Source organism: Desulfosoma sp., from assembly GCA_037481875.1.
Taxonomy (GTDB): Bacteria; Desulfobacterota; Syntrophobacteria; order Syntrophobacterales; family DSM-9756; genus Desulfosoma.
In genome coordinates, this window is the sequence record JBBFKY010000002.1 from 91264 (window position 1) to 103569 (window position 12306).

The following is a 12306-nucleotide window of genomic DNA, read 5'->3' on the forward strand; positions in this document are numbered from 1 at the left end:
TCGTCCAGTCCCTGTTTTTAGGCCAACTTCAGACCGCTCTTTCCATCCCAATCGGGGGGCGGGCAATGGGAAGGCACCGCCGGGTTCCACTGGAAGATGACCTTTTCCTCTTTCAGCTTTTCCACTTCTTCGTGGGGTAAACCAAGAAGTTTGGTCAGCACGTACTCATTGTCAAAACCCAAGGGACGGCATCCCCAGAAGAGGCGGCTCGGGGTTTCACTCAGGCGCGGCGGGTACACCTGTTGCACCATGGGCCCGTAAAGGGCGTCCTCGTATTCTTGGATGGCACCCCGTTGACGAAAATGGGGCCGATGGTAGGCGTCCTTGGCTGTGATGACTCGAGATGCCGCAAACCCGTATTGGTTGCCCAAAGCTTCCACCTCTTCAACTTTCTTGGTGCGAGTCCAAGCATCGATGATCTTTAAAAGTTCGCGGGCATTTTCATCCTTGAGCCGTTCCAGAGGATCGGCAAACCTTTGGCATAGTTCGGGCTTACCCATGGCCTGGCACAGACCTTTAAAGGAAGCGTCATCAAAAGCGGCCAGAGCAATCCAACCGTCGGCACAGTCAAAAAGATCCGAAGGACACACGGCCAAATCGCGGTTTCCGGATCGAGGGCGGTCTTGGCCGGTGAGATAAGCGTAGAGCCAGGTCCAGTCGAGGAATCGAATGACGTTTTCCACCTGCATATAGTCGATGAATTGCCCTTCCCCGGTACGCTCTCGATAGTTGAGAGCGGCCATGATGGCTACGGCGCACATCAAGGCTGTGATCCAGTCGGCAATCCACACCCCCGACTTGATGGGGCCTCGACCTTCAAAACCCGTAATGGGCGAAAGCGCGCCCATGCTTTGGGCCACAGCGTCATAGCTGGTACGACCGGTCCAAGGTCCCCAGCTACCGTAACCGGACACGTGCAGCTGAATGATACGAGGGTTGACTTCCTTGAGATCTTTATAGCTCAGGCCCCATTCCGCCATGCGTCCCGGTGTTAGGTTGTCCGCCACCACGTCGGCCTTCTTGACCAGTTCCAGGAAAAGTTCCTTGGCCTTAGGATGGCCCAAATGCATTCCCACCCAATATTTGTTGTGATTCTCAATTTCCAGTCCGGGCGACATATTCTTCCAGAAGAACGCATAAGGCGTCACAAAGCGCATCTGGTCGCCCTTTTGCCCCTCAAACTTGATCACCTCCGCGCCGAATTCCGCCAGATAGTCACAGCACGCCGGGCCCAGCACCACGTAACACACTTCAAGGACCCGCACGCCCTCCAGAGGCATTCGCTTACCAAAGAGATTTTCCACATTGAACAGTTCCTTCATGCGCTCCTGGTACGATTTGCCTTGGTCCATTCAGATACCTCCTCTTCGTTGACGAACCGATCTTCTGGCTCGAATGCCTCGAGCCGCCCTTGGGTGGGATGAAATGGATGGGACTTTGCCTTTCGGACCGATCGGTGCCAAGACATCGCACAGGAAATGACCAGAACCGCAGGGTCCGAAGGAGTAGGAGGCGTGCAGGAACAGCGAGACGATCCAAAGGTGAAGAGGAACGCGTGAAAGCAGAAGCCCTCGTGTGCGCCCGAACGGTCTTTTCTGTGAACCGAGTTTGCTTGTAGCAAATTATCTTTTTCACGGTCAAGAAGGAAGTGCGGCATCGTCCGTGTTTTGTTTGAATAGACGTAGGGGCGGGGCTTCGCCTCGCCGCGACCTTAAAATGGCCTTGAAGACCTTGGTATTGTGAGGTTTCGAACAAGCCGGCACGATGGAGGAGGAGTTTTTCTGGAGGACATTGGGGTTTTTGGTTGACAGGCAAGAGCGAGTCAAGTAGAGAGCAGGAAGTCTTTTTCAGTGAGTGATCTTGAGGTGTTGGAAGAGTTCTCAAGGGGTGTTTTGAGGGTTTGAAAAAGCAAGAACAAGGAGGGCACTATGGCACGTAGAAGATGGTTGGCTTTTGTGGCAGGGCTTTGTGGTGTGGCTTTGGCCTTGACAGGACCTGTGTCGGCTCAGGAAACCATCAAGATCGGAGCCTATCTGCCCATGACGGGGGCGGTGGCGGCCTACGGCCAAATGGAATGGGACGGCATTCAAATTGCCAATGAAATGAAGCCGACGGTTTTGGGCAAGAAGATCGAGCTTGTTCTTGTGGACACCAAGAGCGACAAGATTGAAGCGGCCAACGCCGTGAGCCGTCTGGTAGAAAAGGAAAAGGTCGTGGGGATCATCGGGGAGGCCATCAGCGGTAATTCCATGGCGGGCAACCCCATTTCCGAAGCGGCTAAGATTGTTTCCGTGAGTCCTACGGCGACGAATCCTCTGGTCACCCAGGGAAAGCAATACGCTTTTCGCGCCTGTTTCATCGATCCTTTTCAAGGAGAAGTGGCCGCTCGGTTTGCCGTCAATGAACTGAAGGCCAAAACCGCCGCCGTCATCATCGACATCGCGCAGGATTATTGCGTGGGTTTGGCCAACTTCTTTGTGAAGGAATTCGTGAAGCTGGGCGGCAAAGTGGTTTCCACCACCTACATTCAGACCGGCGACCAAGATTTTTCGGCCCAGCTTTCTTCCGTGCAGGCCGCGAAACCTGACATCATTTACGCTCCCAACTACTACACGGAAGACGCCCTCATGGCCAAACAGGCTCGAGATCTGGGCATCAATGTGCCCATTCTCACGGGAGACGGCGCTCAGGCCGAGGAATTGATCAAGATCGGCGGCAAGGCCGTGGAAGGCATGTACTTTACCGGTCATTTCCACAAAGAGGGGGCCACAACGGACCTGGCTAAGGAATACATCAAGCGTTTTGAAGCCAAAAAAGGCAAAGAAGCGGACGCCTTTGGAGCCTTGGGGGCTGATGCTTATTTCCTGCTTGTGGAAGCCATCGAAAAGGCGGGGTCTACGGAAGGCCCAAAGGTTCGTGAAGCCATGGTGGCCATCAAGAACTTCCCCGGGGTGTCCGGCCTCATCACCATGCAGGACAATGGGAACCCCATCAAGAGTATGGTCATCAACAAAGTGAAAGACGGCAAGTTTGTGTATGTGACGACGGTCAACCCGTAGGGCCGCGCCGTGCAAGCTCCTTGCGGCTTCGGGCTCTTTGAAGGGCGCCTTGAAATGGAAGACGCTTCAAAAGCCCGAAACCTTGCCGCGGCTGAAAGCCCTATTGTGGAAAGTTCCAAAGGGCGCTACGGATAAAGATTCTACAAAGCGCGTGAACCCATCAAGGAGCAGGGCCGGCACCGCACGCCCTGCTCTTTTTTGCGTAACGCCAAGAGCAAGAAATTAAAGGACGGCCTCGTGACGATTGACATCTTCATGCAGCAGGTCATCAACGGGATCTCCTTGGGCAGCCTTTATGCCCTGGTGGCCATCGGCTATACCATGGTCTACGGGATTCTTCGGCTGATCAATTTCGCCCACGGCGATCTGCTCATGGTGGCCGCCTATGCGGCCATTTATGCGGTGACCCTGTTAAGTCTTCCGTGGCAGCTGAGTTTTCCTTTGGTCATGGTTTTGACGGGTTTATTCGGCGTCCTTTTGGACCGGGTGGCCTACAAACCCTTGCGGGACGCTCCACGCATCTCTTTGCTTATTTCCGCCATCGGCGCCTCTTTTCTTCTGGAAAACCTTGCCATCGTCATCATCGGCGGTGTCCCCAAGGGTTTTCCTCGACCGGACGTCTTTGCCAAGGTCATCGATTTGTGGGGGTTGCGCATTCAAGTCCTGACCATCTACACGCCTGTGCTGACCCTCGCGCTTCTTCTGGGTCTTTTGTACATCGTGCATCGCACCAAGGTCGGAAAAGCCATGCGGGCGGCCTCCAAGGATTTTGAAACCACACGCCTCATGGGCATCAACCTGGACCGCATCATCGCCGTCACATTCTTTCTGGGCTCCAGCCTCGCCGCCGCCGGCGGCATCATGTGGGCCATGAAATATCCTCAGGTCAACCCCTTCATGGGGGTCATTCCCGGACTCAAAGCGTTTATCGCCGCCGTGTTGGGAGGTATCGGCAATATCGTCGGTGCCGTGGTCGGTGGCTTTGTTTTGGGGCTTGGCGAGATCCTCATTGTGGCCCTATTCCCCCAGATGGCCCAGTACCGAGACGCCTTCGCCTTTACCGTTCTCATTCTTGTGCTGCTTTTTCGTCCTACGGGCATCATGGGTGAACCCATTACCGACAAGACGTGATTCGATGTGAAGGAATCCAGGATGAACAGATCTACACGAAATATTCTGTGTAACATTTTGTTGTTGGCGGTTCTCACCGTTATTCTTTTTTTATTTGAAAAGTATGGGTCGGAATATCAAATCCGTATCCTTAACAATATGGCCATTTTTATCACGCTGGCGGTGAGCTACAATCTTGTAAACGGTTATTGCGGTATTTTGCATTTGGGACCCAACGCCTTCATTACCATCGGCGCGTACACGTCCGCCCTGCTGACCATGTCCCCGGCTGAAAAGCAGATGAGTTTCATCATTGAACCGCTCATTTGGCCTTTGAGCGTCATTCAGGTGCCTTTTGCGGTTTCCTTGATGGCGGGCGGCATCACGGCGACCGTTTTCGCTTTTCTGATCAGTTTTCCCGTTTTTCGAGTGCGTGGTGACTATCTGGCCATTGTGACCCTAGGTTTCGGTGAAGTGATTCGTGTGCTGTGCAACGCCATGCAAAGTCTCACCAACGGCCCGCTGGGCCTCAAGGGCCTCACCCCCTACACGACCCTGTGGTGGTCATGGGGTGTGGCCGTCTTCACGGTGGTGGTTATCACCCAATTGGTGAACAGCAGTTATGGCCGGGCCATGAAGGCCATTCGCGAGGACGAGACCGCCGCCAAAGCCATGGGAGTCGATCCCTTCAGGCATCTTCTGCTGGCTTTTCTCATCAGTGCGTTCTTTTCGGGGGTTGCCGGAGGTCTTTTGGCTCATCTCATCACGACCATTTCACCGACCCTTTTCACCTTCTTTCTCACCTTTAATTTGCTCATCATCATCGTTGTGGGCGGATTAGGAAGCACCAGCGGAGCAGTTATTGCGGCGGCTTTGTTCGCTTGGGGTGGAGAGGCTCTGCGTGTTGTGGAGAGCCCTATGAATTTTGGGTTGTTTACCATTCCCGGCATTCCAGGCATGCGCATGGTCCTGTTCAGCATCATTCTCATGGTGGTGATTCTTTTTGCTCGACGGGGCATTATGGGGCGAAGCGAACTGTCCTGGGACCGTTTCTTTGCCGCGCTTCGTCTGCAGAGCAAGGTATAGGTGTTGTGCATGAACGATTTCTTTCGCCTCGACAATTTGGTCATGCAATTCGGGGGGCTTACAGCCGTCAAAGATTTCTCCATCGTCATTGAACCCGGGGAATTGGTGGGCCTTATTGGACCCAACGGAGCGGGGAAGACCACGGTCTTCAATATGATTACCGGGTTTCTGACTCCTACGTCCGGCAGGGTATTGTGGCAAGGAAAGGACATTACCGGAGCGGCGCCGCATATGGTGACGGCTCAAGGGATTGCCCGCACCTTTCAAAATATTCGCCTCTTTACGGACATGACCGTTTTGGAAAATGTGATGGTTTCTTTCCACCACACCATTCGTTCCCGTTTTTTCAAGGCGATGCTCGGACTTCCTTCCCACAAAAAAGAAGAAGCTCGCATCAAAGAAGAAGCTCGTGGTTTCCTGGAAGAACTCCATCTCGGCCACCTTGCCGATGAAAAGGCCGGTGCCCTGCCCTACGGTCAGCAACGCCGCTTGGAAATCGCTCGAGCCTTGGCCGCTCGCCCCAAACTCTTGTTGCTGGATGAACCGGCTGCAGGCATGAACCCTCAGGAAACCATGGAACTGGCCCAGCTGGTACGCCAGATTCGAGACCGGCATCGCCTCACCGTCTTTCTCATCGAACACGACATGAAATTCGTCATGGGACTGTGTGAACGCATCAAGGTGTTGGATTACGGCATCACCATCGCTGAAGGAAGCCCTGCAGAAATCCAACGTCACCCGGACGTCATCAAGGCTTATCTCGGAGAGCCCAAGCATGCTTGAAGTCAAGGATCTGCATGTCTACTATGGCGGTATTCATGCCCTGAAGGGGATTCATCTGAAAGTGCCTCAAGGGCAGATCGTGACCCTCATCGGGGCCAACGGTGCCGGCAAGACCACGACGTTGCGGGCCATTTCGGGCCTTGTGCGCCCGAAAAGTGGAAGCATTCTGTTTTTGAATCACGAACTGACCCGCATGCCTACATACAAGATCATTCGGCTCGGTATCGGCGTCGCTCCCGAGGGGCGAAGAGTTTTTCCCAACCTGACCGTTCTGGAAAACCTTGAACTCGGCGCTTACAATCGACCCCCTGGAGAACTTCGAAAAGATTTGGAATGGATTTACTCCCTTTTTCCACGGCTTAAGGAACGCTCCAAACAACTGGCCGGCACCTTGAGCGGGGGGGAGCAGCAAATGTTGGCCTTGGGGCGAGCCCTCATGAGTCGGCCTAGCCTGGTGCTTTTAGACGAGCCGTCCCTGGGGTTGGCACCTCTGGTGGTGGAAGAGGTTTTTCAAACCATTCAGAGTATCAACGCTCAAGGAGCGACCATCTTGCTGGTGGAACAAAACGCCATGGCCGCCCTGCACGTGGCCCACTATGGTTATGTTCTGGAAACAGGCCGTATCACTTTGGAAGGTACGGGAAAGAATCTTCTGGCGGATGAACGCGTTCGCAAAGCCTATCTTGGCGAGGATTGAGAAGGTTGAACAAGGGCAGACTTGTTTGAAAGCGCGGCAAAGGCGGCTCGAGCTTCGCGAAGAAAGGCTTTCACTTTTTCCGCATCCTTTCGTCCTGAAGAATCTTCCAGCCCCGTATGAGCGTCAACGCCGGCAGGACGCACCATGCGAATGGCAAGGGCCACATTCTGAGGGTTGAGTCCTCCGGCAAGAATCACCGGTTTGCCGGATCGCTCCACGATCCATCGGCTCACCGTCCAGTCATGGGTTTTTCCCGTGGCTCCGCAGGCCCCTGTTTTCGGATCCCAGGTGTCTGTAATCAGAGCCTGCAGATATGGGAGGAGCGGCTTCAATTTTTCTAAACAATCTTCGCCACTCATTCCAGGTCTGACAATGACGCTTTTGATGATCCATAAGCTCGGCCAGGCCTCTTTCAGGCGACGAAGTTCCTCCGGAGTGATGTCACCGTGTAACTGCACGGCTTTCACGCCCAAGAACCTGGACAGATGGTAGATTTCACGCCACCGATTTTCGTAGGTGATCAGCACGGGAGTCACAAAAGGGGGAAGAAGGGCAATCAGGCCGGCGGCCTCCCGCTCCGTCACATCCTCACAATGCAACGCCAGACGCAAGGGAAATCCCAACCAAGGAACGCCCAGCGCTGCAAGCATGCGGCATTCCTGAGCATCACACACTCCCGCCACTTGAATAATCGGGGTCTGAAAACCCTGAGGGGCATTGGGCGGCATGGGTGACCCCATCCTGTCGACCTTCGAGGATCAACACGTGTTGGAAACCTTTACAAAATCCCTTATAAATTAAAAGGATTTCATCGGAGTGGAAAGGAGAAAAGCCTTGTGGAAGACGCCTCAAAAGCCGTCCCTGTCTAGCGCTCCAACATTGTCGGCTCCGCTGGCGGATCGAATGCGGCCCCGTCGCCTTGAAGAATTTGTGGGCCAAAAGCATCTTCTGGGTGAAGGCAAGATTCTTCATCGGCTTTTGAGTCGAACCCTTTTTCAGTCGCTCATTTTATGGGGGCCACCCGGCTGTGGCAAAACCACCTTGGCCCAGCTCATCGCAGCCCACACTCAAGGCCACTTCATGGCCCTTTCGGCTGTCACGGCGGGAACCAAGGAAATTCGCGAATCCGTAGAGGAGGCGCGCCGAGTTTTTGCCACGGAACAGAGACGTTCCTGGCTTTTCATGGATGAAATCCATCGCTTGAACAAAGCCCAGCAGGACGTCCTACTGCCTCATGTGGAAAAAGGAACCCTCTATCTTTTGGGGGCTACCACCGAAAACCCTTCCTTTGAAATCATTCGTCCTTTACTTAGCCGTTGCCATGTGTTGGTTCTGGAACCTTTGTCCGAGGAAGACCTTACGCAGGTGATCACAAGGGCCCTCAGGGATCCGGATCGAGGCTTGGGGATGCTTCGTCCCGTCATGAGCGAAGAGGCCCTGAGGCTTTTAGTCAAGGCTGCCGGCGGGGATGCCCGTGTGGCTCTGAACCTGCTGGAAACGGCCGTTTTAAGCACAGCTCCTGACCCGGACGGTTTTCGACGTCTCGAACCCTCAGCGCTGGTCGACGTCTTGGAACGGCCCTCGCATTACGACAAGAGCGGTGAAGAACATTACAACTTGATTTCCGCCTTTCACAAGAGCCTTCGAGGTGGCGATCCGGACGCGGCCCTTTACTGGATGACTCGAATGCTTCAAGCCGGAGAGGATCCCCTTTACATCGGGCGTCGGCTTGTTGTGGCTGCGTCCGAAGATGTGGGACTTGCCGATCCTTTTGCTTTGGTCTTGGCCATGAACGCCGTTCGTGCCTATGAGTTGCTGGGAAGTCCTGAAGGGGAACTCCACTTGGCTCAGGCGGCGGTGTATGTCAGTCTTGCGCCGAAAAGCAACAGCGTCTACAAGGCCTTGAAAGCGGCTCGTGAATGCGCTCGAAAAACCCCATACGACCCCGTGCCTTTTCATCTCAGAAATGCCCCGACGGCGCTTCTGAAGGAGCTGGGATACGGAAAAGATTATCGATATCCTCATGACTCGCCGGAAGGATGGGTTCCCGAAGTGTATCTGCCCCAAGGGTTGGCTGGGACCGAGTTTTATGAACCCAAGGAGCGGGGTTGGGAAGGAAAGTGGAAGGAGGCTTTGGCTCGACGCCGAGCCTTGGTGAAAAAACGGGATGATCAAAGATAAAAAAAACCATGGGGTCATGTCCTTGACTGTGTTAGAGAGAAGGGATGATGGGTCTCCTTCCAAATCCTGGCGACTCAAGAACGCCGTTTTGCCCCTCAGAGACTCAAAAGCGGATGCGGTCCCGATCCCCGTGAACCTTGCCACGGGAAAACCTTTTCGATTGGTGAAGTACGTAGCGGTATCCAGCCTGATCGTTATCTTGGTCTGCACGTTGCTCCTTTCCACTTTTCTTTCTCACAAGGCTCGAAAAATTCTCGTCCAAAAGAGTGAGGAGTATGCTTTTCTGACGGCCGAGAACTTGAACCATCAGGTTTTCTTTCAATTTACGACCGTTGTGGTCGCCGTAGAGGGTGAAGTTCGACTCAGTCGCAAAGAGCAGTACCAACGTTTGGACAAAGTGGTTCGAAACGCCATTTACGGACTGGCCGTAGAGAGTGTGAACATCTACACTGACGAAGGTGTTTTGGCCTACAGCACGGAAGATGTGCCTTTGGGGGAAAAGAAAGATCTGGGAGAGGCTTTTCAAAAGGCTCTCAATGGAGGCATGTTTTCCATCATGGAAGGCCGGCATCTTTCGATTCTGGGGATTTCCTGGCCCATCGGGCCTCAAAAGCTACGCACCTATTTGCCCATGTGGGAGGAGCGTCCTTTAAGCTGGAAGCGGGGGCGTATTCTCGGCGTCTTTGAATTCACGCAGGATGTCACGGCTGACCATGTGAACATCGCCCGTTTTCAGGTGATCATTTTTGCCAGCATTGCCACTTTTGTGGGGGTGCTGTTTGCCGCGCTTGTGGCCATTTTGCGTCGTGCGGAGAAAATTCTTGAAGCACGGGCTCGTGAACGCCAGAAACTTGAGCAGGAGCTGCAACGGACGGAGAGGCTCGCGGTTCTTGGGGAAATGATTGCAGGGGTGTCGCACGAAATCAAAAATCCTTTGGGAATCATTCGAAGTACCGCAGAACTTTTGGAAAAACGTCTGCAGGAACCTCGGCAGAAAAAGCTGGCATCCATCATGATTGAAGAGGCTACGCGGCTCAACAATATCGTGACGGAATTTTTGGACTTCGCTCGTCCTAAGGACTTGAGGCCCGAGCCTTGCCGAGTGGAAGAGATTCTTGAACGAAATCTTGCGGTGATCGAGGCGGAATGCCAAAAACGAAACATTCGCATTGAGAAGGATTTTCAAGCGGGGGAGGCTGTTTTGAAAGCCGACGCCAATCTTTTATACCGCGCTTTCTTGAACCTCTTAGTCAATGCGGTCCAGGCGATGGAAACGGGAGGCACTCTGGAAATCGCCACGTCTCTAAAGTGTGTGGACAGTCGAAAGCAACCGATGCTGGAAGTGCGTGTCAACGATACGGGACCCGGCATTCCTCCGGAATTGCTGCCGAAGATTTTTAACCCCTTTTTCACAACCCGTGAAAAAGGAACTGGACTGGGATTGTCCATCGTGCTGAGCATCATTCAGAGTCATCAAGGCTCGGTGGAGCTCAAGCCTCGGCCGGAAGGAGGCACGAGTGCCGTGGTGCGATTGCCTTTGAGCCTTTCGGATCAGGGCGAAGCCACATCTTGACGAGTTTTTGAGAAGGCGCATGCTCAAGACTTACCGAGACCAGTGTGAGACGTAGTTTCATGGGAAACGTTCTGATTATCGACGACGAAAAGAATTACCTCATTATTTTGGAAGATTTGCTTACCGAAGAGGGGCACCATGTGATGACGGCCGAAAGCGGCCGGGACGGTTTGGAAATCGTTCAAAACAACGATCTGGATGTGGTGATTACCGACATGAAAATGCCGGGGATGGACGGCATGCAGGTTCTGGAACAGGTGCTCGCCTTCAATGCGGATCTTCCGGTGATCATGATGACGGCTTTCGGTACGGTGGAAAAGGCTGTGGAAGCCATGAAGAAAGGAGCCTTTCACTATATTCTCAAGCCCTTTGAAAACGAAGAACTGAAAGTTCTTGTGCAAAAGGCCGTGGAGCACCACCAAATTAAGCGTCAGAACCGGCAGATGAAAGATATACTGGCGGAGCAGCACCAGTTTCATAACATTGTGGGAAAAAGCGAGCCCATGCAAAGGGTCTATGCACTGATTCGTAAAGTAGCCCCCACTAAGGCGACGGTGCTTATCACGGGAGAATCCGGTACGGGAAAAGAGCTTATCGCTCGAGCGATTCATTTCAATAGCCCTCGAAAGACAGGTCCTTTCATCTCGGTCAACTGTGGCGCTCTTCCGGAAAATCTTTTGGAAAGCGAGCTCTTCGGCCATGAGCGGGGAGCGTTTACGGGAGCTGTCGGGTTACGTAAGGGTCGATTTGAACTGGCCCACGGTGGGACTCTCTTTCTGGATGAAATCAGTGAAATGTCCCCGCCCCTTCAAGTAAAGCTGTTGCGAGCTTTGCAGGAAATGCGTTTTGAACGTGTGGGTGGCACAGAAACCCTTCATGTGGATGTCCGCGTCGTGGCCGCTTCCAACCGAAATCTCAAGGAAGAAGTTGCCGCCGGTCGATTCCGCTCCGACCTTTTCTTTCGTTTGAATGTGGTCCATGTGCAATTGCCGTCCCTTCGAGAACGTCCGTCGGACATCCCTCTTCTTGCGCAGCATTTTCTCAGAAAATACGAGAAACAGACAGGCCGAGAAGGCCTTCGCTTTCGGCCTGAAACTCTTCGTGCCCTGCTGGACTATTCTTGGCCGGGAAATGTTCGAGAATTGGAAAACGTCGTGGAACGCGCCGTCATTCTTTGTCCAGATCAGGAAATTACCCTCGAGGACTTGCCGGCGGAGATCCTGTCTTCGGCACCGAGTCTCTCCCCCGGTTCGATAACCTCGCCGCCGGAGCCGTCTGTTCGCCTGGAAGGTGGGAGGGAGACATCGGATCGACGAGAAGCCTTGAAGATTCTTCCTCCAGGTCCACAGCGCGTCCGACAGCTTCGTGCCTTGGATTTCGTGCAGTCGCAAGGCTACATTACCAACCGAGATTATGCGCGCCTCAACGAGGTTTCCGAACGCCAGGCTTTGAGGGAATTGACGGACATGGTGGATAAAGGCCTGTTGGTGCGTATGGGAAAAGGGCGAAGTTGCCAGTACGTTTTCGCCCAAGAAACCTCATGAAAGGCACGCTGCGTGGTGTTCCCGCCCCTTTTCTGGAATCTTTCGTCCTAGAACGGGTTTTTCCTTGGAAGCGCGAACGTCTCGACCGCACAAAGCACGGGTTGGACGCATGCGCTTCCATGGGAAAACCATCGCCTTTCGTCAAGGTCGAACAGTTTTCCGGGTTTTCGTTTCCCAGAGACTCGGCAAAGCGCTTGACATCGTGGGGCAAGCCAATAGAATTGCGCGGAGCCCCAAGACGGCTAGGCCTATGATCCCTCCACGTGACCAGAA

Annotated in this window: 10 protein-coding genes; 8 read left to right on the top strand and 2 right to left on the bottom strand. The window is 53.7% G+C overall.

Going from position 1 to position 12306, the window contains the following annotated elements; translation table 11 throughout:
- Positions 1-17: 17 nt before the first annotated feature.
- Entirely contained in the window at positions 18-1352 is a 1335-nt protein-coding gene (locus tag WHS46_03295; GenBank protein ID MEJ5347698.1) for a CoA transferase, read from the bottom strand.
- Positions 1353-1928: 576 nt separating this feature from the next.
- Here WHS46_03295 and WHS46_03300 point away from each other — a divergent pair.
- The 5 genes from WHS46_03300 (at position 1929) to WHS46_03320 (ending at position 6735) form a co-directional block, all read left to right on the top strand.
- On the top strand, positions 1929-3059 hold the full coding sequence (locus tag WHS46_03300) for an ABC transporter substrate-binding protein (GenBank protein MEJ5347699.1): 1131 nt from the start codon (positions 1929-1931) through the stop codon (positions 3057-3059).
- A gap of 237 nt (positions 3060-3296) precedes the next feature.
- A complete protein-coding gene (locus WHS46_03305) occupies positions 3297-4190 on the top strand; it encodes a branched-chain amino acid ABC transporter permease (protein ID MEJ5347700.1) in 894 nt (297 codons plus the stop codon).
- A 21-nt stretch (positions 4191-4211) separates the two neighbouring features.
- A complete protein-coding gene (locus tag WHS46_03310; protein ID MEJ5347701.1) occupies positions 4212-5255 on the top strand; it encodes a branched-chain amino acid ABC transporter permease in 1044 nt (347 codons plus the stop codon).
- A gap of 9 nt (positions 5256-5264) precedes the next feature.
- On the top strand, positions 5265-6038 hold the full coding sequence (locus WHS46_03315) for an ABC transporter ATP-binding protein (protein MEJ5347702.1): 774 nt from the start codon (positions 5265-5267) through the stop codon (positions 6036-6038).
- Positions 6031-6735 (top strand): ABC transporter ATP-binding protein, encoded by a 705-nt coding sequence (locus WHS46_03320; GenBank protein ID MEJ5347703.1) that lies wholly within the window; start codon positions 6031-6033, stop codon positions 6733-6735. Before WHS46_03315 ends, WHS46_03320 begins: the two co-directional genes overlap by 8 nt.
- Here WHS46_03320 and WHS46_03325 read toward each other — a convergent pair.
- Positions 6717-7463 carry a phosphoribosylanthranilate isomerase gene (locus WHS46_03325; protein ID MEJ5347704.1) on the bottom strand — a complete coding sequence of 249 codons (747 nt, stop codon included), beginning with the start codon at positions 7461-7463 and terminating at the stop codon, positions 6717-6719. The genes WHS46_03320 and WHS46_03325 overlap by 19 nt on opposite strands.
- A gap of 88 nt (positions 7464-7551) precedes the next feature.
- On the opposite strand from WHS46_03325, the gene WHS46_03330 reads away from it, so the two are divergent.
- Genes WHS46_03330 through WHS46_03340 form a run of 3 tightly spaced genes read left to right on the top strand, consistent with a single transcriptional unit; the run spans position 7552 to position 12033 of the window.
- Positions 7552-8916 (top strand): replication-associated recombination protein A, encoded by a 1365-nt coding sequence (locus WHS46_03330; GenBank protein ID MEJ5347705.1) that lies wholly within the window; start codon positions 7552-7554, stop codon positions 8914-8916.
- Between the two features lie 28 nt (positions 8917-8944).
- Positions 8945-10489 (top strand): ATP-binding protein, encoded by a 1545-nt coding sequence (locus WHS46_03335; GenBank protein ID MEJ5347706.1) that lies wholly within the window; start codon positions 8945-8947, stop codon positions 10487-10489.
- Positions 10490-10548: 59 nt separating this feature from the next.
- Complete coding sequence (locus WHS46_03340) at positions 10549-12033, top strand: sigma-54 dependent transcriptional regulator (GenBank protein ID MEJ5347707.1); 1485 nt, start codon at positions 10549-10551, stop codon at positions 12031-12033.
- Positions 12034-12306: the final 273 nt, after the last annotated feature.